Consider the following 20,930-nt stretch of genomic DNA (forward strand, 5'->3'; position numbering starts at 1 on the left):
TGCCCCGAAATTAGAGGCCGACGGCGACCGCCAGCCAGTAGGTGATACCCGCCATGATGTACGCCGCGGCGAACAAATAGCCAACCATGAACGCCGGCCACTTCCAGCCGTTCGTCTCGCGCCGGGTCACCGCGATGGTCGAGATGCATTGCGGCGCGAAGACGAACCACATCAGGAACGCCAGCGCCGTCGGCAGGCTCCACCGCGCGCGCAGATTTTCGGTGATCGCCTTCTGCCCGCCCTCGGCATCGGGATCGTCGATCGCATAGACGGTGCCGATCGCCGCCACCGCCACCTCGCGCGCCGCCATCGCCGGGATCAGCGCCAGCGCGATGTCGCGGTTGAAGCCGATCGGTCGCACCACGACCTCCAGTCCGTTGGCGATCCGCCCCGCCACCGAATAATCGACCGGCGATATTCCGCTGCCCTCGGGCGGCTTGGGGAACGACAGCAGCGCCCACAGCACGATCGTGGTCAGCGCGATGATGGTGCCGGCACGCTTCAGGAAGATCTCGGTCCGCCCCCACAGGCCCAGTGCGATGTCGCGCCATTGCGGCCACTGGTATTTGGGCATCTCCATCATGAAGCCCGACGACGCGCCCTTCGTCACCGTCCGCCGCAATGCCAGCGCCGCGACGAACGCGCCGACGATGCCCAGCACGTACAGCCCCAGCAGCACCAGCCCCTGCAACCCCACCCACCCCCAGACCGGCCGGTCGGGGATGAAGGCGGCGATGATGATGGTGTAGACCGGCAGCCGCGCCGAACACGTCATCAGCGGCGCGATCAGGATCGTGGTCAGCCGGTCCTTCTCGTCGTCGATCGTCCGCGTCGCCATGATGCCCGGCACCGCGCAGGCGAAGCTGGACAGCAGCGGGATGAACGCCCGGCCCGACAGGCCGACCCGCGCCATCATCCGATCCATCAGGAACGCGGCGCGGACCATGTATCCGGTCGCCTCCAGCACCAGGATGAACAGGAACAGGATCAGGATCTGCGGCAGGAACACGATTACCGCGCCGACGCCCGCGATCAGCCCGTCCGAGATCAGCGAGCGGACGAACCCGTCGGGCAACGTCGCCGATACCCATCCCTCCAGCGCGGCGAACCCCGCCTCGATCCAGCCGATCGGCGCTTCGGACCAGGCGAACACCGCCTGGAACATCACGAACAACAGCCCCAGCAACAGCACCGGCCCCGCCACCGGATGCAGCGCGACCGCATCCAGCCAGTGGTTCCAGCGCCGCCCCGGCGATTCGGCGATCACCGCCGCCTGCGCGATGCCCCGCGCCCGGCGTTGCAGCGTGACGATATCCTCCTCGACCGCCGCGATATCGGGCACCCTGTAGGGCCGCCGCGTCGTCGTTCCCCCGACAATGCCGGTCAGTGCCGCACGCAGCTGGTCCAGCCCCCGCTTGCGTACCGCGACGGTGGGGATCACCGGTACGCCCAGCTCGCGCTCCAGCACCGCCGGATCGAGCGTCAGCCCGTCGCGCTCGGCCAGATCGACCATGTTCAGCGCGACCACCACCGGCAGGCCCAGGGCGATCAGTTGCAGCGCGAAACGCAGGTGATTGTCGAGATTGGCGGCATCGACCACCACGACCATCGCGTCGGGCACGCGTTCGAACCCGCCGCGCCCGGTCACCACGTCGCACGTCACCCGTTCGTCGGCGGAACCGGGATCGAGGCTGTAGGTGCCGGGCAGGTCGACCAGCTCGACCGGGCGGCCATCGTCCAGCGACAACCGGCCCGAATGACGCTCCACGGTGACACCGGGGTAATTGCCCACCTTCTGCCGCGCGCCGGTCAGCGCGTTGAACAGCGCGCTCTTGCCGGCATTGGGATTGCCGACGAGCGCCACGAGCGGCGCGGCGTTCACGTCAGTGACGGGCGGAGACGCTGATCGCGGCCGCCACCGTGCGCCGCAACGCCACCGTCATCCGGCCGATCCGGCACGCGATCGGCCCGCTGCCGAAGCGCGAACGGTGCAGCACCTCGACCCCGACACCCTCGTCGAAGCCCAGTTCGCGCAGCCGGCGCGCCTCGGGCACCGCCAGTCGGCCCCAGTCGATCGCCGCGACGGTGGCGCGGGTCTGGCGGGGCAGGGTCACGAGACTGTCGAAGGTGGTCGCCATGGGGGGCAGATAATGGGTTTGCGACTGATTATCAATTAATGTCCGTCGATAAATCCCGCTACCCCGCCAGCCCCGCCCCTTCCGGATCGATCAGCGCAGTCAGCCGCCGTGCTGCGCGCCGGGCAAAGGCGAGCGTGCAGCGCTTGCGGACATGCGCGGGCAGCGGCGTGGTATGCGCCTCGCGCAGGATCACGGCGTCGTAGCGGTCGGCGACGATGATGCCGGTCCGCGCCGGCAGGAAGGCGGGATCGTCCAGCGGCTGGCAATCGAACCCCGCCGGCACCGCCCAGAAATACCGGTCGCAATGATCGAGGTAATCGGGCCATTTGCCGTCGCCCAGCAGGTCGGCACGCGATACCTTGATCTCGACGATCACGATCCGTCCGCGCGCGTCGATCGCCATCAGGTCCGCCCGCCGGCCACCGTCCAGCGGCACCTCCGCCATCGCGGTCAGGTCGTGCCGCAACAGCAGCCGCGTCACCCCCCGGCATACATCCGCCGCACAAAGCGCCGGATTCGCCGCGGAATCACCGTCGATGCAGGGAGCCGGCGTATCGAGCATAAGCGCCGGCATAAGAACAAGTCACGAACGGATCAAGTCCATCCTGTCCAAAGCCCCCTTCGCCGTCATTGCTTCGCTACGCTCGCAATGACGGAATAAATTGGCTCAGCCCCGCGAAGAAGTTTGCTCGCGCAGAGAACGCAGAGGTGTCAATCACCGGATCGATCGGCCGACGGGCAGGAAAAGCGGACATCAGGACGCAACCCTCTGCGTCCTCCGCGCCTCTGCGCGAACACCCTTCTTCATCGTGCGATCAGCGGTAGAAGAAGTGGTTCCCGATTACCGCGATCCGGCGGATGCCCGCGCCTGGCGACCGGCCCCGCGCGTTGAAATACAGCGCGGTGCCCGCCACCGTGTCCCATGCCTTGTCGACCGCGACGCGGGCGACCGCCACCGCGGTCCGCCACGTCTTGCGGGCCTCGTCGATCGCGGGGATGCGGCCACCGCGCACGAAGCTGAACTGCCCGCGCTGGGTCACGACACTGCAGATATCGGTGGGGAAACGGCCCGACTTCACCCGGTTCAGGATAACCTGCGCCACCGCCAGCTGGCCCGACAGCGGCTCCCCCTTCGATTCGAAGTAGATCGCACCGGCCAGGCAGCGCAGCGTCTCGCCCGATACCGAACTGTCCTGCGCGGCGACCGCCTCGGCCAGCGTCGTGAAATCGGCCGTGGTGGGCAACGGCGGCACGGTGATGAGTTTCGCGGGTACCGCCGCGGGGGCGGCGATCGTCGGTGTCGTGGGCTGGATCCTCACCGGCTCGGCGGCATGGGCCGCGGCAATCGTCCCCGGCAGGGCCAGCGACACGAGCAGGGCGGCAGCAGCCGCAACACCGGAAAGAAACGTCATTCACTCAAACGGCTGTGCGGCAGGCTCACGGCGCGACCGGTTGAAACCGACCGTCCGGGCACCCTCCGACTGCGTCACCGGCCCGGACCGCACCCGGATCGGCACAACGCGATGGCGACCGACATCCCGGTTACTCAGGGCCGGATCGGTGTCAAACCGTCAGGAGGGTTTCGGCGACGAGCTGTTCCGCGCCTGCGACGTCCAGCTCCACGACCCACAGATCGGGGTCGCGGGATCGCCGCCTTCGCCAATAATCCGCGATACCGCCATCGGTTCCCGCCGCCGGCGTCGAATCGATCAAAATCGATTCGCCGGTCGGGCCGGGGCCGCGTTCCAACAGCCGGTCGGGTTCGCCCGGCCGTGCGACGACGACCAGGATCGTGCCGCCGCCCGCATCCCCCTTCGCCAGCACCACACCGAACCCGCCGGCATCGTTGCACCGCCGCAGCATCGCCGACACCAGCAGCCCGCTCGGCAACCGGCCGCTCATGCCGCCGGCCCGTATCCCGGCAACCCCGCCAGCGCGATGCGCGATCGCATGAAGGTGCCGGTGCCCCGTGCCGCCTCCTCCCCGTCCGCGTCGATCAGCCGCGCCTCGCCCACGAACACGCGGCGACGTCCGCTGATCCAGCGTCCCTCCGCCACCACCGGGCCGGGACCGAGCGGCTTGGTCAGCAACAGGTTGAACGCGGTGGTCAGCAGGAAACGGTCGCTGACCAGACTGTTGCACGCATAAAAGGCGGCATCGTCCAGCATCTTGAAATAGCTGGTGCCATGCGCCGCGCCACCGGCGTGGAAATGCCGCTCGTCCAGCGTGAAGCGGATGCGGGCGACGCCACTGGTCCCGATCTCCAGTGACGATTCGAAGAACCGGTTGATCGGCGCGCGGGCATAAAGCGACTCGAGCGCGCGGAAATGCGCCGCCTCGCCCGCCGCCGGCATATCCTCATGCGGCATGACGCGCATCGCCGATGGTGAACAGCGCGTACAGCGCGTCGCGCGATCCCGCCCCGCGCAGCTTGGCCAGGAACGCCCGGTCGCGCAGCTGCCGCGATACGCGGGCCAGCGCCTTCAGATGGTCCGACCCCGCGCCCACCGGCGACAGCAAGGCGAAGACCAGGTCGACCGGCAGGTCGTCGACGGCATCGAACGCGATCGGTTGAGCCAGCCGGATGAACAGCCCGACCGGCGCGGCGATCCCCTCCAGCTTGGCATGCGGGATGGCCACGCCGCCGCCGAAGCCGGTCGATCCCAGCTTCTCGCGCGCGGCCAGCTTTTCGGTCACCACGCGCGGATCGATGCCCGTGCCGGGGCCGGCCAGTGTGCCCAGCTGCTGGAACAGCGCCTTGCGCGACGTCGCCGACAGGCCGGTCATCACGGCATCGGGGCGCAGCAGATCGCTGAAATCGGTCATCGGTTCACTCGGCCATATCCCCCGCACGGCCGCATAGCGGGTCGTGCGGGGGTGGCAAGTCAGGCGGCGGCGGCGGCGCTGCCCGCCGCAGCGTTCGCGGCGGCGCCATCGCGCTGCGGCTCGACCCAGCCGATCGTGCCGTCGCCGCGGCGATAGACCATGTTGTACGCGCCCGTGCCCGAATTGCGGAACAGCAGCGCGGCGGTGTTGCGCAGGTCGAGCATCATCACCGCATCGCCGACGCTGGCCTCGGGAATATCGACGCGCGTCTCCGCCACGATCAGCGGCGCATCGCCCTGATCGTCCTCCTCGGTCGATTCGGCGAACAGAGTGTAGCCGGCATTGTCATAGGCGCCGGCCTCCGCCACCTCGATCGCCTGTGCGGCGTGGCGGTCCTTCAGGCGACGCATATAGCGGCGCAGCTGCTTCTCGATCTTCTCGGCCGCGCCGTCGAAGGCGGGGTGTGCGTCCTGGGCGTCGTTGCTGCCCTTCAGCACCAGGCCCTTCATCACGTGCGCGACGATATCGCACCGGAAACCGACATCGTGCGGACCGCTGCCGAAGGTGACCTCGGCGGAAATGGCCCGGCTGAAATATTTGTCGGCGATACCCTGGAGTCGGTCTTGGACATGGATCTTGAGCGCGTCGCCCGTTTCGACCTGATGACCTGAAATCCGGATATCCATTGTCTTCTCCATTGAACGGACAGTCCTGTTGGCTCTGCCCCGAACGGCGTCATCCGGACGCCACGGCCCCCTCGATCGATGGTCCCCACAGGGAATCGGGGATACCCTTCATGAACGCCGCATGGGCGGCAACGTCTCCCTCGGGGACGGTGAAAACCCGCATCGGCCGGACCGGCCGGCGCACGTCTGCGACGACCGGCACCGCACCGGCCGCCGGCGCCGCCTCGCCCAGCCCCAGTCCGATCTGGCGACCGCCCATCAGCTCGACATAGACCTGCGCCAGCAGCTGCGCGTCGAGCAGCGCGCCGTGCAGCACGCGGTGCGACCGGTCGATACCGAACCGCGCGCACAGCGCATCCAGCGTATGCTTGGCACCGGGATGCCGGGTCCGCGCGATCTGGAGCGTATCGATCATCCGGGTGCGCTGGCAGATCGCCGAATGGCCCGCCTGCATCAGTTCGCCGTTGATGAAGCCGAAATCGAAACTGGCATTGTGCGCGATCAGCGGCGCATCGCCGATGAAATCCAGCAGCGCGGCCACGCCGTCCGCGAACAGCGGCTTGTCGCGCAGGAACGCATCGGACAGGCCATGGACCCGCTCCGCATCGGCGGGCATCGGCCGCTGCGGGTTGTAATAGGCGTGGAAGGTCCGGCCCGTCTCCACCCGGCCCACCATCTCGACGCAGCCGATTTCCACCAGCCGGTCGCCTTCGGAAAACTTGAAGCCCGTCGTCTCGGTATCGAACACGATCTCGCGCATCGCTACGGTATCGCCCTTCGCGATCGATCAGGCAAGCGCCCCGCTGCGCAGCTCGGCGATCGTCCGGCGCACCGCCGCACAGGTATCGTCCAGCGACCCGTCGGTCGGGATCACGATATCGGCGCGCGCGCGCTTCTGCGCATCGGGCAGTTGCCGGGCGAGGATCGCGTCCAGCCGGGCGGGCGTCATCCCCGGCCGCGCCAGCACCCGCGCCCGCTGCACCGCCTCCCCCGCCGAGACGACGGCGACCCGGTCGCAATGGCGCTCGCCCCCCGTCTCGAACAGCAGGGGCACGTCGAGCAGGACCAGCGGCGCGGTCGCGTGTTCCGCCAGGAATGCCGCGCGCTCGGTCGCGACGGCGGGGTGGACGATCGCCTCCAGCCGCGCCAGCGCCGCCGGATCGCCCAATACCGCCCGACCCAGCGCCGCCCGGTCCACCCCGTCCGCGCCGGTGGTGCCGGGAAACGCCGCCGCGATCGCCGCCACCACCCCGCCGCCCGGCCCCTGCAACCGGTGCACCGCGGCATCCGCGTCGAACACCGGCACGCCTTCGTCCGCGAACATCGCCGCGACGGTCGACTTGCCCATCCCGATCGATCCGGTGAGGCCGAGAATCACCATTTTTCCTTTCCCTGCAAGGATACCTCCGCCGGGGTGGATGATAAACTGACGGTGGAACGCAGATAGCGCCCCACCCCCCTCACCCGGCCAGCAGCGCCCGCAATTCGTCGTCGCGCTCGCGTGGCGGTTCGGTGCCGAACAGGATCGCGAACGCCACCGCCGCCTGCGCGATCAGCATCTCCAGCCCGTCGACCGTATCCAGCCCCCGCGCCCGCGCCGCCGCCAGCAGCGGCGTTTCCAGCGGTGCATAGACGATGTCGTAGACGATGCCGTCGTCGGGCATCGCCGACAGGTCGATATCGAGCGGCGGTTGCCCCGTCATCCCCAAGCTGGTGGCGTTGACCAGCAGCGCGGCGGGCGGCACCTGCGGTGTCAGCGGCAGCGCTTGCCCCTTTAGCCCGAACGACGACAACAAGGCCGCCGCCTTCAACGGGTTGCGGTTCAGCACCGTCACCTTGCCCACGCCGACGCGCGCCAGCGCCCACAGGATCGCCCGCGCCGCGCCGCCCGCGCCGATCACCGTCACCGGTTGCCCGGTCAGGTCGAGATCGCCGATCGGGCTCCAGAATCCGGCGGCATCGGTGTTGGTCCCCGCCAGCGCCCCATGCTCAGGGTGACCTTGGCGAAACACGGTGTTGATCGCCCCGATCGATGCGCGCACCCCGCCCGGATCGGCGACATGGCCCAGCGCCTCCACCTTGTGCGGCACGGTGATGTTGCACCCGCGCCAGTGCGGGTCGGCCGCGCGGGCGGCGAAGAACGCGGCCAGATCGTCGGGCGCGACCCGGGTGGCACGGTACTGGCCTTCGATCCCCAGCGCCGCGAGCCAGAAATTATGGATCAGCGGCGATTTGGAATGGCCGATCGGATCACCGATCACCTCGGCATAGGGGCGGTCCGGGGTGGCGGCGTCGGGGGTGAATTCAGTCGGGCGTGTCATGTGCGGTGATCTACCGCGATTCCGCGCCGCTGCGAAGGCGGGAGCCCGAAGTGGCGATCATCTTGCAGGAGAAACGCTGACTTCCGCCGGGGTACAAGAATGACGGTGCTCTTATCGCCGGTCCCTCACCGCATCACGATCCCGCGCACCCGCGCATAGTCCAGCACCTGCAGCAACGGCAGGCCGAGGATGGTGAAATGGCTTCCGTCCAGCCGGCTGAACAGCTGCACCCCCGGTCCCTCGACCCGGAAACAGCCGACGCAGCCCGCGATCGCCGGCCATTCCGCGTCCAGATACGCCGCGATGAAATCGTCGGACAACAGCCGGACATGGAGCCGCGCGCGGTCGACATGCCGCCACACCGCCGCCCCGCCCTCCGCGACCACCGCCGCGCTCCACAGATCGTGGGTGCCGCCGCTCATCCGCCGCAGATGGTCCGCCGCCTCCTCGCGGCTTTCGGGCTTGTCGAGCCGGGTGCCGTCGGCCAGCGCGATCAGCGAATCCGACCCCAGCACCAGATCGCCCGGCCGGCTGCGCGACACCTTCACCGCCTTCAGTTCCGCCAGTGCATCGGCCAGATCGCGCGGGGAAAGATGCGCCATCGCCGCCTTCGCCGCGTCCTCGTCGACCCGCGCGGGCACCGCCTCGAACGGCACCCCCGCCGCGTCCAGCATCGCCCGGCGCGACGCGCTTTGCGAGGCGAGAACGAAACTCACAGGTCCACCCCGACATCGGGCGCGGGATTGGCGCGCCGCTGGTTGACCAGCGAGACGATCGCCGCGGCGGTTTCCTCGATCGAGCGGCGGGTCACGTCGATCACTGGCCAGCCATTGTCCGCGAACATCCGCCGCGCGAACGCGATCTCGCGCGCCACCGCATCCTGTTCGACATAGGGGGTGTCGGCCTGCTGGTTCAGCGACAGCAGGCGGTTGCGTCGCACTTGGATCAGCCGGTCCGCGCTGGTCGTCAGCCCGACGATCAGGGGGTTGCGCAGGCGATAGAGGATCGACGGCGGCGGGCTTTCGACCACCACGGGGATGTTGGCGGTCTTGTAGCCGCGATTGGCGAGATAGATCGAGGTCGGCGTCTTGGACGAGCGGCTCACCCCCGCCAGCACGATGTCCGCCTCTTCCCATTCCTCCCACGCGATGCCGTCGTCATGCGCGATCGTCCACTGGATCGCATCGACCCGCGCGAAATAGGCCGCGTCCAGCACGTGCTGCCGCCCCGGACGCGCCTTGGCCTGCTGCCCCAGCATCGCCGACAGCGCGTCGTTGACCGGATCGATCGGCGCCACCGCCGGCAGGCCGAGCGCCGCGCAGCGATTCTCCAGGATGCGCCGCGTCGTCGGATTCACCAGCGTATAGACGACGAGGCCGGGATTCTGCGCGATCTCCTGCAGGATGCGCTCCAGATGCGTCTCGGTGCGTACCATCGGCCAGAAATGGCGCACCGTCTCGACATCGTCGAACTGCGCCAGCGCCGCCTTGGCGATGTTCTCCAGCGTCTCGCCGGTCGAATCCGACAGCAGATGGAGGTGGAGCCGGGTCAGCGCCACGCGCTGATCCGGCTGGCGGGGAAGGGGGGCGGAAACCCCCGGTATCGGGCTGTGGATAACATGAGGGCGAATCGTAGCGTAACCGGCCGGGGCCGCCAAGCCGCGCCACCGCCGGTGATAATCCCCGGCTTATCCACAGGCGCGTCCACAGGGCATAAAGTTATCCACAGATTGTGGAAAACGTGTGCTGATGATTCCGAATCGTGGAGGCCCGCTGCACGCGCATGAGTCAAGCTGTTGGCAATCCGGGGATGAATCCGTAATCCCCATTGCCAACGCGCCTACTACTACCACGACCTTTTTCGATTCTTCTTTGATGAGTAGATGCTCCTGACCGACGCTGTTTTCGCCGCCGATGCGGCTTTCGCCCCCGTCAAGCCGCTGATCGCCACGTTGCGTGGGGAAAAACCGGCCGTGCCGCCGCTCTGGCTGATGCGGCAGGCGGGCCGTTACCTGCCGGAATATCGAACGTTACGGTTCGATAAGGGTGGATTCCTCGCGCTGGCGACCGATCCGGAAGCGGCGGCCGAGGTGACGGTGCAGCCGATCCGCCGCTTCGGCTTCGACGGCGCGATCCTGTTCTCCGATATCCTGATGGTGCCATGGGCGCTGGGGCAGGAACTGAGCTTCGGAGCAGGGGAGGGGCCGCGGCTGGAGCCGCCACTGGTCGATCACGCGCTGGCGGCGCTCACACGGGTGCCGGCGCGGCTGGAGCCGGTCTATGCCACCTGCACCCGCGTCGCGGCGATGCTGCCGCCCATCACCGCGTTCCTGGGCTTTGCGGGCAGTCCGTGGACGGTCGCGACCTACATGGTCGCCGGGCGCGGCTCGAAGGATCAGGGCGAAACCCGCCGCTATGCCTATCGCGACCCCGCCGCCTTTGCCGAGATCATCGATGCGATCGCCGCGATGACGGTCGACTATCTGATCGCGCAGGCGGATGCCGGGGTGGAGGCGGTGCAGCTGTTCGACAGCTGGGCCGGCTCGCTGTCGCCGGCGCAGTTCGAACGCTGGGTGATCGCCCCCAACGCCGCGATCGTCGCCGCGCTGAAGGCGGCGCGGCCGGACCTGCTCGTGATCGGTTTCCCCAAAGGGGCAGGGGGCAAGCTGCCCGCCTATGCTCGCGAAACCGGGGTCGACGCGCTGGGGCTGGACGAGACGGTGGACCCGGTCTGGGCCGACCGGCACCTGCCGAAGGGGTTGCCGGTGCAGGGCAATCTCGATCCGCTCGCGCTGATCGCGGGGGGTGCGGAACTGGACGCGGGGGTGGACCGTATCATCGCCGCGCTGGCGGATCGCCCGCACGTGTTCAACCTGGGCCACGGCATCCTGCCCGACACGCCCATCGTCCATGTCGAGCGCCTCGTCGCTCGCGTCAGGAGGACCGCATGACCGGCTGGCTGGGCGCCGCCTATGACTGGGTCAAGGCCGCGCATCTGATCTTCGTGATCTTCTGGATGGCGGGGCTGTTCATGCTGCCACGCTACCTGGTCTATCATCAGGAGGCGCTCGCCGCCGGCCGCACCGACGAGGCGGCCCTGTGGGTGGAGCGGGAGGGCAAGATCCGCGGCATCATCCTCACCCCCGCGCTGGTCGTCGTCTGGGTGCTGGGGCTGGCGCTGGCGGCCAATCTGGGGCTGTTCGACGGGGTACCGGGCCTGGGCTGGCTCCATGCCAAGCTGGCGCTGGTGCTGCTGCTGTCGGGCTATCACGGCTGGACCGTCGCCTATGCGAAGAAACTCGCCCGCCATCGCCCGACCCTGACCGGCCGTCACCTGCGCATGATCAACGAAATCCCCGCACTGGCGGTGACGCTGATCGTCGTGCTGGTCATCGTGAAGCCGTAAGCCCGCCCGTCGCCCACTATCCGGCGTCCATCGTCCATCATCCCGGTATCGGCCGGGATGATGGATGGGCGCGATCTCCCGCTTGACGCAGGTGGATCACGCGCCTACCACACTTCCCAAGCGTAGAGCGGCGTCCTGCCGTCACGCATTCCTACTCCAGCATCGTCGCAGCGTCCCGCCGACCTCGCTATACCCATCCTACCCGCGCATCCGGATCGATCCATGCATCTCAAAGACCTGAAGAAGAAGACGCCCGCCGATCTGGTGCAGCTGGCCGAGGAACTGGGCGTCGAAAGCGCGTCGACGCTGCGCAAGCAGGACCTGCTGTTCGCGATCCTGAAGGAACAGGCGGAACGCGGCGACCAGATCATGGGGCTGGGCACGATCGAGGTGCTGCAGGACGGCTTCGGCTTCCTGCGCAGCCCGGAGGCGAATTACCTCGCCGGCCCGGACGACATCTACGTCTCGCCCAATCAGGTCCGCAAGCACGGCCTGCGCACCGGCGACACGGTGGAGGGCGAGATTCGCGGGCCGAAGGACGGCGAACGCTATTTCGCGCTGACCCGGCTGACCACGGTCAATTTCGACGATCCCGATGCGGTGCGCCACCGCGTCAACTTCGACAACCTGACGCCGCTCTATCCGGAATCGAAGCTGACGCTCGATCCGGAGGACCCGACGCAGAAGGACAAGTCGGCGCGCGTCATCGATATCGTCAGCCCGCAGGGCAAGGGCCAGCGCACGCTGATCGTCGCCCCGCCCCGCGTCGGCAAGACGGTGATGCTTCAGAACATCGCCCGTGCGATCTCGGAGAACCACCCGGAAGTCTTCCTGATCGTGCTGCTGATCGACGAGCGGCCTGAGGAAGTCACCGACATGCAGCGCAGCGTGAAGGGCGAGGTCGTCTCCTCCACCTTCGACGAACCCGCGCAGCGCCACGTCCAGGTCGCCGAGATGGTGATCGAGAAGGCCAAGCGGCTGGTCGAGCACAAGCGCGACGTCGTGATCCTGCTCGACTCGATCACCCGCCTCGGCCGCGCCTACAACACCGTCGTGCCCTCGTCGGGCAAGGTGCTGACCGGCGGCGTCGACGCCAATGCGCTGCAACGCCCCAAGCGGTTCTTCGGCGCGGCGCGCAACATCGAGGAGGGCGGCTCGCTCTCGATCATCGCCACCGCGCTGATCGACACCGGCAGCCGCATGGACGAAGTGATCTTCGAAGAATTCAAGGGCACCGGCAACTCCGAGATCGTGCTGGATCGCAAGGTTGCCGACAAGCGCATCTTCCCGGCGCTGGATGTCGGCAAGTCCGGCACCCGCAAGGAGGAACTGCTGGTCGCCAAGGACAAGCTATCCAAGATGTGGGTCCTGCGCCGCATCCTGATGCAGATGGGCACGATCGATTCGATGGAGTTCCTGCTCGACAAGATGAAGAACTCGAAGACCAACGAGGATTTCTTCGACAGCATGAACCAGTAAGCCGCAAACGGGCTTACCGGTTTATGCCGGCCGGCGGGGCGAACCACCCCGACCGACGAGGCAGGTTTTGCCCACGGCACCTTTCCGGATCCTACCTTCCGTCATTGCGAGCGCAGCGAAGCAATCCAGCGTTTTGCGTGCGGCCCTGGATTGCTTCGCTGCGCTCGCAATGACGAACGGCAATGTGTCACCTACCGCCCCAAAGGTGGCATCCCGGTCTTATTACGTTATGACGCCACGAAACCGCCGGGGCAGGGCGATCGTTGCTGGCCCCATGCAACCGGGAGCCCGACGACCTTGACCATAATATCCATGCTGGCCGCCGCCGCGTCCACGGCCGGGCCGGGTTCGCCCGCCGAGATCTGGCAGCACATCGTCAACGATTTCTCGAACCTGTCCGACCCGGCGGCGCTGGCGGCGTTCGGGTCGGTGCTGATGATCGATCTGGTGCTGGCGGGCGACAACGCGATCGTCGTCGGCGCGCTGGCGGCGGGCCTGCCGGCGGAACAGCGCAAGAAGGTGATCCTGATCGGTATCGGCGCGGCGCTGGTGCTGCGTATCTTCTTCGCGCTGATCGTGACGTGGCTGATGGGGATCGTCGGTCTGATCTTCGCGGGCGGCCTGTTGCTGCTGTGGGTCAGCTGGAAGTTCTGGCGCGAGATCCGCGAGGGCGGCAATCACGAGGCCAATGTCGAACAGGGCATCAAGCCGGTGAAGAGCTTCGCCGGTGCCGCCTGGGCGGTTGCCGTGGCGGACGTGTCGATGAGCCTCGACAACGTGCTGGCCGTCGCCGGCGCCGCGCGCGAGCATCCCGGCATCCTGGTGATCGGCCTGTTGCTGTCGGTGGCGCTGATGGGACTGGCAGCGAACTTCATCGCGCGGATCATCGATCGCTATCGCTGGATCGCCTATATCGGCCTCGCCGTGATCCTGCTGGTCGCGATCAAGATGATCTACGAGGGCTGGACCGGCACCACCGACACGCTGGGACTGGTCAGCCTGTTCACCTGATCTGGCATCATCCGACGTAACGAAAAGGCCCGTCCCTTCATCCCGAAGGGGCGGGCCCTTTGTTGTCCGGCGTTCATGATCGGTACCGGCCGCGTCGTGACGGGGAACGAAGATAAGGCGACAAACCAAGGCGTGCGGATGACGCGTCGGATCGAACTTTTGTGCCATGACCTTTCAGACGATGACATGACACTTGTTCCGCCCCGGCGAAGGCCGGGGTCCAGTTGGAAAGGCGGTCGCGCATTGCCACTGACCGTACACCCAACTGGACCCCGCCCTCCGCCGGGGAGGTGGTTTCTACCGGTCGGGTGGAACCCCCAAAAAGCCTTGCCCTACCCAGATAGGCGACGGACTTTCATGATGATCCCATCGTCTTCGGAATCACCCCAGATGCTCGGCGAAAAACGCGGCGGTGCGCCCCTCTGCCAGCGTCGCCGCCTCTTCCGACCGGCGCGATCCGAATGCGGCGGCGAAGCCGTGATCCTCGCCCGGATAATCGTGCAGCGTCACCTTGGGGTGGTCGTCCAGCCCGGCATGGATGCGTGCCTGCGCGTCGTGATCGACGAAATGATCCTCGACCGGGATGTGCAGCATCAGCGGCCGGGCGATGCCGTGCTTCTCGCCGAGCAACCCGTCGATCCCGACCCCGTAATAGCCGACGCTGGCATCCACGTCGGTCCGCGCGGCGACCATGAACGCCAACCGCCCGCCCAAGCAGAAGCCGACCGCGCCGACCTTGCCGTCCTCCGGCAGCATCCCGCGCACCGTGCGAATCGTCGTCTCCAGATCACGGATCGCGGCATCCTGATCCAGCTGCCCCATCAGTTGCAACGCGCGTTCGAACTCCGGCTTGACGTCGGGGTCCAGTTCTACTCCCGCCGCGAAGCGCCAGAACAGGTCGGGGGCGATCGCCAGATAGCCGGCCTCCGCGAACAGATCGCACTGGCGGCGGATACCGGCGTTGATCCCGAATATCTCCTGGATGACGACGATCGCGCCACGCGGGGTACCGGCGGGGTCGGCGCGGTATGCGGTGAAGCTGCCGTCATCGACATTGATGGTGATGCTGCCCGTCATGTTGATTCTCCTGGCGTTGCCGGTTCCGCGTCCGGCTCCTACTCTTCCGGCTATGGCGTCGCGATCCCGCGGGCTCAAGCACGTCCTGAAAAGGGGATACACGACGATGAAAGTGACGATCGAGATCGACTGCACGCCTGAAGAGGCGCGTCGCGCGATGGGGCTGCCCGACCTGACGCCGCTGCACGATCGCTATCTGGCGATCGCGGGTGAGGCGATGGAGGGCAATGTCCGGCCCGAGATGGTCGAGGCGATGATGCGCAACTGGGCGCCGATGGGGGAGGCGGGCATGAACTTCTGGCGGCGGTTGATGGAGAATGCGGGCAAGCCGACCGGATGAATGGCGACACGATCTTCGCGGTATCGAGCGGTCTCCCGCCCGCCGGCATCGCCGTGATCCGGTTGAGCGGTCCCCGCGCGCGCGATGCCGCAACCGCCTTGGCCGGTCGGTTGCCCGCGCCGCGCCATGCCGGCCTGCGGGGATTGCGCGACGGGGCAGGGGCGTTGCTCGACCGCGCGTTGGTGATCCCGTTTCCCGGCCCCGCGACCGCGACCGGCGAGGATGTCGTCGAGTTCCACTGCCATGGTGGCCGTGCGGTGACACTGGCGGTGGAGCGCGCGCTTGCCGCACAACCCGGTTGCCGCCTGGCCGAACCCGGCGAGTTCACCCGCCGCGCGCTGCTCAATGGCCGCATCGATCTGGCCGAGGCGGAGGGGTTGGCCGATCTGCTCGAAGCCGAAACTGAGGCGCAGCGGGTCGCGGCGCTGGCGGCGGCGGAGGGGCGGATCAGCCGGCAGGTCGCCGACTGGCTGGCGCAGGTCGCGGCACTGTCCGCGCGGATCGAGGCAGAACTGGATCACGCCGACGAAGACGATGTCGCTGCGGACGATCGCCATGTCGCCGCGATCCGGGACGAGGCGATCACGCTCGGTCGCGCGATCGCGACGGTGGCGACGGCCCCGCCGGTCGAACGGTTGCACGACGGTATCCGCGTCGTGATTGGTGGCCCGCCCAATGCGGGCAAATCCACGCTGCTCAATCTGTTGGCGGAGCGTGACGCGGCGATCGTCTCGCCGATCGCGGGGACCACGCGAGATAAAATCGAAGCCGGCGTCCGGCGGCATGGAATCGCCTATAATATGGTTGATACGGCGGGACTGACCGACACCGACGACGTGGTGGAGGCGATCGGCGTGGAACGGGCGACGGCGGCAATCGATGCGGCCGACGTGCTGGTCTGGCTGGCGGACGAACCACCGCCGCGCGACGATGGCCTCTGGGTCCATGCGCGGGGCGATGTGGCGGGACGCGAGGCGATGCCGGCGGGACGAGTGGCAATGGTGCGGCAGGACCGCCCGGAGACGGTGGAGGCGTTGTGGTGGTTGATCGAGGATCGAGCGAAAGCGCTGCTGCCCCGGGCGGACGCGTTGCCGGTCAGGGAACGGCACCGGTCATGGTGTAAGGCAGCGGCAACGGCATTGGTGACGATGCCGGTCGACCCCCTGCTGATAGGCGAACATCTGCGCGAGGCGCGGCGGTCGCTGGCGGCGGTGATCGGGGTCGATGCCACCGAAATAATGCTGGACGCATTGTTCTCCCGGTTCTGCCTGGGGAAGTGATGTTCCACGTGGAACAGTTTTGACGCGCGCCCACCACACGCGGTAGGGCGTTGTCATGTTCGATGTCATCATTATCGGCGGCGGCCATGCCGGCGTCGAGGCCGCCTGCGCCGCGGCCCGACGTGGCGCGCGTACCGCCCTCGTTACTTTCCGCACCGACAATCTTGGCGTCATGTCGTGCAATCCCTCGATCGGTGGCCTCGGCAAGGGGCATATCGTCCGGGAGATCGACGCCTTTGACGGGGTGATGGCACGCGCGGCCGATGCCGCGGCGATCCATCATCGGATGCTCAACCGCAGCAAGGGGGCGGCGGTGCAGGGCCCCCGAATCCAGGCCGATCGCAAGCTTTATGCCCGTGCCGTACAGCTGATGGTCGCCGCTCAATCTAGGCTCGACGTGATCGGCGGTGACGTGGAATCGCTGCTGATCGATGGTGACCGGATTGGAGGCGTAACGCTGGCGGGCGGCCGTATGATCGAAGCATCGGCGGTGGTGATCGCCACCGGTACCTTCCTCGGCGGACGTCTGTTCCGGGGGGCCAAGCGCGGCGAGGGCGGTCGGGTCGAGGAGCGCGCGGCGGGGCCGCTGGCGGCGCATCTGCGCGCGCTCGATCTGCCGATGGCCCGGCTGAAGACCGGCACGCCACCGCGTCTGGACGGCCGCACGATCGACTGGGCGATGCTGGAGGAACAGCCGTCCGACGCCGACGGCTGGACGATGTCGGCAATGACGCCACACCGATTATTGCCTCAGGTTGCCTGCGCGATCACCCGAACGGTGGTAGCGACGCACGACGTGATCCGCGACGCGATCCCGGAATCGCCCTTGTTCTCTGGCGCGATCGAGGGGGCCGGGCCGCGTTATTGTCCATCTATCGAGGATAAGATTCACCGGTTCGGCGACCGTGACGGCCACCAGATATTCCTCGAACCGGAGGGGCTGGACGATGTCACCGTCTATCCCAACGGCCTGTCGACCTCGATCGGGGAAGCGGCCCAGGCGGCGATGATTGCGACGATCCCGGGATTGGAGCGCGCGCGGATCACCGTGCCGGGCTATGCCGTCGAATACGACCATATCGATCCGCGTGCGCTCGATGCGACGCTGGCGGTACGTGGGATGGCCGGGTTGTTCTGTGCGGGGCAGATCAACGGCACGACCGGCTATGAGGAAGCGGCAGGGCAGGGTCTGGTCGCGGGGCTCAACGCGGCGGCTCATGCGGTCGGGCTGGAACCGGTGATCCTAGACCGGGCGTCGAGCTATCTGGGGGTGATGATCGACGACCTCGTTCTGCAAGGCGTCACCGAACCCTATCGGATGCTGACCGCGCGCGCCGAATACCGACTGTCGCTTCGGGCCGACAATGCCGCTACCAGATTGGGGGGGATTGCCATGGCGGCGGGGTGTCTGGGACCGGAAAGGCTAAGGCAACAACAGGATGCCGTGACCGCGCGCGGCGTTTTGATGGAACGGTTGGCGATACCGCGCACCGCGTCCTGGGTCGCGGATCGGGGGGCGCCGGTCAGTCGTGATGGCGCGGTGCGATCGGCATGGGAGTGGCTGCGGTTCGAGGGGGTAACGGTCGATCAGGTCGCGCCCGATGCGGTCGCGGGGATCGACGGCGCGGTCGTGGCGGAGGTGCTGCAGGACGCACGCTATGCACCCTATCTGGAACGGCAGGCGGAAGAGGTGGCGCGGCTGCGCGCCGATGAGGAGATATTGTTGCCGGAAGCGATCGACTATTGCGGCATCCCCGGTCTGTCGTCGGAGATGATCGCACGGCTAAGTGCCAGCCGTCCCCGCTCGCTGGCCGCGGCGGCACGGGTGCGCGGCGTGACGCCGGCAGCGTTGTCGGCGGTGTTGCTTCATACCAAGCGACGTGCGGCATGACTGAGGACGAAGCCCGCGACTGGGTAAGCGGCCAGGTCGATGCCGCGGCGTTCGATCGGATCGGCCGGTTCGTCGATCTCGTGGTGGCGGAGAATCAGCGACAGAACCTGATCTCGCCGGCGACGATTGCGACGATCTGGGAGCGTCATGTCGTCGATTCGCTACAATTGCTGACGATCGTTTCCGCTGATGCGGGACGTTGGTTGGATATCGGCACGGGTGGTGGTTTCCCCGGCATGGTGCTGGCGATCGCCGGTGCGCGGCCCATCATGATGGTGGAACCACGCCGCAAGCGTGCTGAATTCCTGCGCGATTGTGTCGCGACCTTGGGCTTGGAAGATGCCAAGGTTGCTGCCTCCAAGGTAGAACAGGTCGATTGGGTGGCGGACGTGATTACCGCGCGGGCAGTCGCCTCGGTCGAAAAGCTTTTGCTTGCGGCGGCTCATTGCGCCACAACGTCGACGCGATGGCTGCTCCCGCGGGGAACGGTGGATGTGGCGTCGCTCCCCGCGCTGTGCGCCCGTCATCAGTTGGTGTTTCACGTGAAACAAAGCCTCACCCATCCGGACTCGTCCATCGTATTTTTTTCGCCGATGGTTTCTGGGGGCCGGGCATGACCACCGTCATCGCCGTTGCCAACCAGAAGGGTGGCGTGGGCAAGACCACCAGCGCGATCAATCTCGCGACCGCGATGGCGGCGACCGATCTTCGCGTTCTGCTGATCGATCTCGATCCGCAGGGTAACGCGTCGACCGGGCTGGGGGTGGGGCAGTCACAGCGTGAGCGGTCCAGTTACGAAGTGCTGATGGGCACCGTGACGATGGGTGAGGCTGTGGTGCCGACCCGCGTACCCGGTCTCGACCTGTTGCCGGCCACGGTCGATCTGTCGGGTGCCGAGGTCGAGCTGATCGATTTCGAGGCGCGGACGCACCGGCTCGATCTCGCGCTGAAGGGGGCGAGCGCCAAGTGGGATATCGTGCTGATCGATTGCCCGCCATCGCTCGGGCTGCTGACGATCAATGCGCTGGTCGCGTCGGACGTGTTGCTGGTGCCGTTGCAATGCGAGTTCTTCGCGCTCGAAGGGCTGTCGCAATTGCTCAGTACCGTCGAGCGGATCAGGGGGCGGTTCAATCCCGGCCTGTCGATCCTGGGGGTGGCACTGACGATGTACGATCGGCGCAACCGGTTGACCGAACAGGTCGCGAGCGATGTTCGCGCGGTCTTGGGGGCGGTGGTGTTCCAGACGGTGATCCCGCGCAACGTGCGATTGTCGGAGGCGCCGAGCCATGGCTTGCCCGCGCTGATCTACGATCATCGCTGTTCGGGATCGGAAGCCTATATCGCGCTGGCGCGTGAAATGATCGCGCGGCTGCCGCGCAAGGCGGTGGCGGCATGAGCGAGACGGTTCGGCGGTCGCGCGGTGGGCTGGGGCGCGGATTGAACGCGCTGCTCGGTGAAATGGCGCAGGAAGCCCCAATCACGGGCGGCGCGGAGCAACCGTCTGGTGTACGGATGCTGCCGGTCAATTCGCTGGCCCCGCACCCCGGCCAGCCACGCCGACGCTTCGACGAGGCGACGCTGGACGAACTGGCCGCATCGATCGCGATGCGGGGGGTGATCCAGCCGATCGTCGTCCGCCCCCATGGCCACCAGTTCCAGATCGTCGCGGGCGAGCGGCGCTGGCGCGCGGCGCAGCGGGCGAAACTCCACGAGGTCCCCGTCGTTGTCCGGATAATGGACGATGCGGAGACGCTGGAGGTGGCGCTGATCGAGAACATCCAGCGGCAGGATCTGAACGCGATCGAAGAGGCGCAAGCCTATCAGCGGTTGGCGCAGGATTTTGGTCACACGCAGGATGTGCTGGCGAAGATCGTCCACAAGTCGCGCAGCCATGTTGCCAATCTGCTGCGGCTGCTCGAACTGCCGGATATGGTGCAGGGGCAGGTGGTCGATGGATCACTGTCGATGGGCCATGCGCGCGCGCTGCTGGGTGCGCCCGATGTCGAGGAGCTGGCGGCGCAGGTCGTTAGCCGACGCCTGTCGGTGCGCGAAACCGAGAAGCTGGCGCGTGATCGCAAGACGGTGCGGGAACGCGCGCCGGCGACGGCACGGACCGGCGACCGGGGCGAGATGGTGGGCAACGCCGATACCGCCGCGCTGGAGCGGCAACTGGCCGACCTGCTGGGCGTGACGGTGTCGATCGCGCATGACGGTGATGGCGGCCGGGTGACGCTAGGCTATGGCACGCTCGATCAACTCGACATGATCTGCCAGCGGTTGACCGGCGAGCCCCTGTAGTAGGTGTCATCGCACCGCTCCGCTTCGCTCGCCATGACGGGGAAAGTGACGGCCGGCAAAGGGTCGGCATTAACTTTAGATATTGCGAAACATTATCATTGAGATGTGGTTTCGCTGGATTCCTGCCGCCCGTTGTGCTTAGGGCGGTACGTTTTTACGATAGCGAGTGAGGCTGCGC

24 protein-coding genes are annotated in these 20,930 nt (G+C 67.3%); 10 read left to right on the forward strand and 14 right to left on the reverse strand.

The features are described from left to right. Nucleotides 1–10: 10 nt before the first annotated feature. The 13 genes from feoB to IFT82_RS11085 form a co-directional block, all read right to left on the reverse strand. Nucleotides 11–1,882, reverse strand: coding sequence for a FeoB small GTPase domain-containing protein (feoB, locus tag IFT82_RS11025; RefSeq protein WP_192126623.1), 1,872 nt, complete (start codon nt 1,880–1,882; stop codon nt 11–13). A gap of 1 nt (nt 1,883) precedes the next feature. Beyond that, the gene (locus tag IFT82_RS11030; protein WP_192126625.1) at nt 1,884–2,138 is read right to left on the reverse strand and encodes a FeoA family protein; all 255 of its coding nucleotides are present in this window, start codon (nt 2,136–2,138) and stop codon (nt 1,884–1,886) included. 58 nt (nt 2,139–2,196) lie between these two features. Next, a complete protein-coding gene (locus IFT82_RS11035) occupies nt 2,197–2,700 on the reverse strand; it encodes an MmcB family DNA repair protein (protein ID WP_192126751.1) in 504 nt (167 codons plus the stop codon). A 253-nt stretch (nt 2,701–2,953) separates the two neighbouring features. Next, nucleotides 2,954–3,550 carry a cell wall hydrolase gene (locus IFT82_RS11040; RefSeq protein WP_192126627.1) on the reverse strand — a complete coding sequence of 199 codons (597 nt, stop codon included), beginning with the start codon at nt 3,548–3,550 and terminating at the stop codon, nt 2,954–2,956. Nucleotides 3,551–3,701: 151 nt separating this feature from the next. Next, nucleotides 3,702–4,040 (reverse strand): DUF1491 family protein, encoded by a 339-nt coding sequence (locus tag IFT82_RS11045; protein WP_192126629.1) that lies wholly within the window; start codon nt 4,038–4,040, stop codon nt 3,702–3,704. Further along, complete coding sequence (locus tag IFT82_RS11050) at nt 4,037–4,516, reverse strand: PaaI family thioesterase (RefSeq protein ID WP_446740964.1); 480 nt, start codon at nt 4,514–4,516, stop codon at nt 4,037–4,039. The genes IFT82_RS11045 and IFT82_RS11050 overlap by 4 nt, the downstream gene beginning before the upstream one ends. Then, complete coding sequence (locus tag IFT82_RS11055) at nt 4,497–4,964, reverse strand: PTS sugar transporter subunit IIA (protein WP_192126633.1); 468 nt, start codon at nt 4,962–4,964, stop codon at nt 4,497–4,499. The genes IFT82_RS11050 and IFT82_RS11055 overlap by 20 nt, the downstream gene beginning before the upstream one ends. Nucleotides 4,965–5,023: 59 nt before the next feature. Further along, the gene (gene hpf, locus IFT82_RS11060; RefSeq protein ID WP_192126635.1) at nt 5,024–5,650 is read right to left on the reverse strand and encodes a ribosome hibernation-promoting factor, HPF/YfiA family; all 627 of its coding nucleotides are present in this window, start codon (nt 5,648–5,650) and stop codon (nt 5,024–5,026) included. 49 nt (nt 5,651–5,699) lie between these two features. Then, on the reverse strand, nt 5,700–6,410 hold the full coding sequence (gene dnaQ, locus IFT82_RS11065) for a DNA polymerase III subunit epsilon (RefSeq protein WP_192126638.1): 711 nt from the start codon (nt 6,408–6,410) through the stop codon (nt 5,700–5,702). Between the two features lie 27 nt (nt 6,411–6,437). After that, entirely contained in the window at nt 6,438–7,031 is a 594-nt protein-coding gene (gene coaE / locus IFT82_RS11070; RefSeq protein ID WP_192126640.1) for a dephospho-CoA kinase, read from the reverse strand. Between the two features lie 79 nt (nt 7,032–7,110). Continuing rightward, nucleotides 7,111–7,971 (reverse strand): shikimate dehydrogenase family protein, encoded by an 861-nt coding sequence (locus IFT82_RS11075; protein WP_192126642.1) that lies wholly within the window; start codon nt 7,969–7,971, stop codon nt 7,111–7,113. A gap of 125 nt (nt 7,972–8,096) precedes the next feature. Next, nucleotides 8,097–8,687, reverse strand: coding sequence for a Maf family protein (locus tag IFT82_RS11080; protein WP_192126644.1), 591 nt, complete (start codon nt 8,685–8,687; stop codon nt 8,097–8,099). After that, nucleotides 8,684–9,523 (reverse strand): pyruvate, water dikinase regulatory protein, encoded by an 840-nt coding sequence (locus IFT82_RS11085; protein ID WP_192126753.1) that lies wholly within the window; start codon nt 9,521–9,523, stop codon nt 8,684–8,686. Before IFT82_RS11085 ends, IFT82_RS11080 begins: the two co-directional genes overlap by 4 nt. Nucleotides 9,524–9,853: 330 nt before the next feature. On the opposite strand from IFT82_RS11085, the gene hemE reads away from it, so the two are divergent. The 4 genes from hemE to IFT82_RS11105 all read left to right on the forward strand — a co-directional run bounded on the left by hemE (nt 9,854) and on the right by IFT82_RS11105 (nt 13,866). After that, nucleotides 9,854–10,921, forward strand: coding sequence for a uroporphyrinogen decarboxylase (hemE, locus tag IFT82_RS11090; protein ID WP_192126647.1), 1,068 nt, complete (start codon nt 9,854–9,856; stop codon nt 10,919–10,921). Further along, nucleotides 10,918–11,376, forward strand: coding sequence for a CopD family protein (locus IFT82_RS11095; protein WP_192126649.1), 459 nt, complete (start codon nt 10,918–10,920; stop codon nt 11,374–11,376). The genes hemE and IFT82_RS11095 overlap by 4 nt, the downstream gene beginning before the upstream one ends. Nucleotides 11,377–11,598: 222 nt before the next feature. Next, nucleotides 11,599–12,855, forward strand: a complete 1,257-nt coding sequence (gene rho, locus IFT82_RS11100) for a transcription termination factor Rho (RefSeq protein ID WP_192126651.1) — start codon at nt 11,599–11,601, stop codon at nt 12,853–12,855. Nucleotides 12,856–13,167: 312 nt separating this feature from the next. Further along, entirely contained in the window at nt 13,168–13,866 is a 699-nt protein-coding gene (locus IFT82_RS11105) for a TerC family protein (RefSeq protein ID WP_199860452.1), read from the forward strand. A 381-nt stretch (nt 13,867–14,247) separates the two neighbouring features. Here IFT82_RS11105 and IFT82_RS11110 read toward each other — a convergent pair whose 3' ends face one another. Then, complete coding sequence (locus IFT82_RS11110) at nt 14,248–14,943, reverse strand: dienelactone hydrolase family protein (protein WP_192126652.1); 696 nt, start codon at nt 14,941–14,943, stop codon at nt 14,248–14,250. Nucleotides 14,944–15,049: 106 nt separating this feature from the next. On the opposite strand from IFT82_RS11110, the gene IFT82_RS11115 reads away from it, so the two are divergent. From IFT82_RS11115 to IFT82_RS11140, 6 genes are read left to right on the forward strand one after another with little or no spacing between them, the layout of a single operon-like run. After that, nucleotides 15,050–15,283, forward strand: a complete 234-nt coding sequence (locus IFT82_RS11115) for a DUF6489 family protein (RefSeq protein WP_192126654.1) — start codon at nt 15,050–15,052, stop codon at nt 15,281–15,283. Next, nucleotides 15,280–16,563 (forward strand): tRNA uridine-5-carboxymethylaminomethyl(34) synthesis GTPase MnmE, encoded by a 1,284-nt coding sequence (mnmE, locus tag IFT82_RS11120; RefSeq protein ID WP_192126656.1) that lies wholly within the window; start codon nt 15,280–15,282, stop codon nt 16,561–16,563. The genes IFT82_RS11115 and mnmE overlap by 4 nt, the downstream gene beginning before the upstream one ends. 55 nt (nt 16,564–16,618) lie before the next feature. Then, nucleotides 16,619–18,454: a tRNA uridine-5-carboxymethylaminomethyl(34) synthesis enzyme MnmG gene (gene mnmG / locus IFT82_RS11125; protein WP_192126658.1), complete on the forward strand. Its 1,836-nt coding sequence runs from the start codon at nt 16,619–16,621 to the stop codon at nt 18,452–18,454. After that, a complete protein-coding gene (rsmG, locus tag IFT82_RS11130; protein WP_192126661.1) occupies nt 18,451–19,071 on the forward strand; it encodes a 16S rRNA (guanine(527)-N(7))-methyltransferase RsmG in 621 nt (206 codons plus the stop codon). The genes mnmG and rsmG overlap by 4 nt, the downstream gene beginning before the upstream one ends. After that, the gene (locus IFT82_RS11135) at nt 19,068–19,850 is read left to right on the forward strand and encodes a ParA family protein (RefSeq protein ID WP_192126663.1); all 783 of its coding nucleotides are present in this window, start codon (nt 19,068–19,070) and stop codon (nt 19,848–19,850) included. Before rsmG ends, IFT82_RS11135 begins: the two co-directional genes overlap by 4 nt. Further along, nucleotides 19,847–20,752, forward strand: a complete 906-nt coding sequence (locus IFT82_RS11140; protein ID WP_192126665.1) for a ParB/RepB/Spo0J family partition protein — start codon at nt 19,847–19,849, stop codon at nt 20,750–20,752. Before IFT82_RS11135 ends, IFT82_RS11140 begins: the two co-directional genes overlap by 4 nt. Nucleotides 20,753–20,930 lie beyond the last annotated feature (178 nt).

The sequence above is a fragment of the Sphingomonas sp. CFBP 8760 genome (assembly GCF_014841615.1).
Lineage (GTDB): Bacteria > Pseudomonadota > Alphaproteobacteria > Sphingomonadales > Sphingomonadaceae > Sphingomonas.

Excerpts from the sequence above, each read along its gene's own strand:
- IFT82_RS11050 (WP_446740964.1), bottom strand. The coding sequence starts at position 4,516 with ATGCGCGTCATGCCGCATGAGGATATGCCGGCGGCGGGCGAGGCGGCG.
- dnaQ (WP_192126638.1), bottom strand. The coding sequence starts at position 6,410 with ATGCGCGAGATCGTGTTCGATACCGAGACGACGGGCTTCAAGTTTTCC.
- IFT82_RS11095 (WP_192126649.1), top strand. The coding sequence starts at position 10,918 with ATGACCGGCTGGCTGGGCGCCGCCTATGACTGGGTCAAGGCCGCGCAT.
- mnmE (WP_192126656.1), top strand. The coding sequence starts at position 15,280 with ATGAATGGCGACACGATCTTCGCGGTATCGAGCGGTCTCCCGCCCGCC.
- IFT82_RS11075 (WP_192126642.1), bottom strand. The coding sequence starts at position 7,971 with ATGACACGCCCGACTGAATTCACCCCCGACGCCGCCACCCCGGACCGC.
- IFT82_RS11045 (WP_192126629.1), bottom strand. The coding sequence starts at position 4,040 with ATGAGCGGCCGGTTGCCGAGCGGGCTGCTGGTGTCGGCGATGCTGCGG.
- IFT82_RS11030 (WP_192126625.1), bottom strand. The coding sequence starts at position 2,138 with ATGGCGACCACCTTCGACAGTCTCGTGACCCTGCCCCGCCAGACCCGC.
- IFT82_RS11040 (WP_192126627.1), bottom strand. The coding sequence starts at position 3,550 with ATGACGTTTCTTTCCGGTGTTGCGGCTGCTGCCGCCCTGCTCGTGTCG.
- rho (WP_192126651.1), top strand. The coding sequence starts at position 11,599 with ATGCATCTCAAAGACCTGAAGAAGAAGACGCCCGCCGATCTGGTGCAG.
- rsmG (WP_192126661.1), top strand. The coding sequence starts at position 18,451 with ATGACTGAGGACGAAGCCCGCGACTGGGTAAGCGGCCAGGTCGATGCC.
- IFT82_RS11140 (WP_192126665.1), top strand. The coding sequence starts at position 19,847 with ATGAGCGAGACGGTTCGGCGGTCGCGCGGTGGGCTGGGGCGCGGATTG.
- IFT82_RS11035 (WP_192126751.1), bottom strand. The coding sequence starts at position 2,700 with ATGCTCGATACGCCGGCTCCCTGCATCGACGGTGATTCCGCGGCGAAT.
- hpf (WP_192126635.1), bottom strand. The coding sequence starts at position 5,650 with ATGGATATCCGGATTTCAGGTCATCAGGTCGAAACGGGCGACGCGCTC.
- mnmG (WP_192126658.1), top strand. The coding sequence starts at position 16,619 with ATGTTCGATGTCATCATTATCGGCGGCGGCCATGCCGGCGTCGAGGCC.
- IFT82_RS11135 (WP_192126663.1), top strand. The coding sequence starts at position 19,068 with ATGACCACCGTCATCGCCGTTGCCAACCAGAAGGGTGGCGTGGGCAAG.
- IFT82_RS11055 (WP_192126633.1), bottom strand. The coding sequence starts at position 4,964 with ATGACCGATTTCAGCGATCTGCTGCGCCCCGATGCCGTGATGACCGGC.
- hemE (WP_192126647.1), top strand. The coding sequence starts at position 9,854 with ATGCTCCTGACCGACGCTGTTTTCGCCGCCGATGCGGCTTTCGCCCCC.
- IFT82_RS11105 (WP_199860452.1), top strand. The coding sequence starts at position 13,168 with ATGCTGGCCGCCGCCGCGTCCACGGCCGGGCCGGGTTCGCCCGCCGAG.
- IFT82_RS11110 (WP_192126652.1), bottom strand. The coding sequence starts at position 14,943 with ATGACGGGCAGCATCACCATCAATGTCGATGACGGCAGCTTCACCGCA.
- coaE (WP_192126640.1), bottom strand. The coding sequence starts at position 7,031 with ATGGTGATTCTCGGCCTCACCGGATCGATCGGGATGGGCAAGTCGACC.
- IFT82_RS11115 (WP_192126654.1), top strand. The coding sequence starts at position 15,050 with ATGAAAGTGACGATCGAGATCGACTGCACGCCTGAAGAGGCGCGTCGC.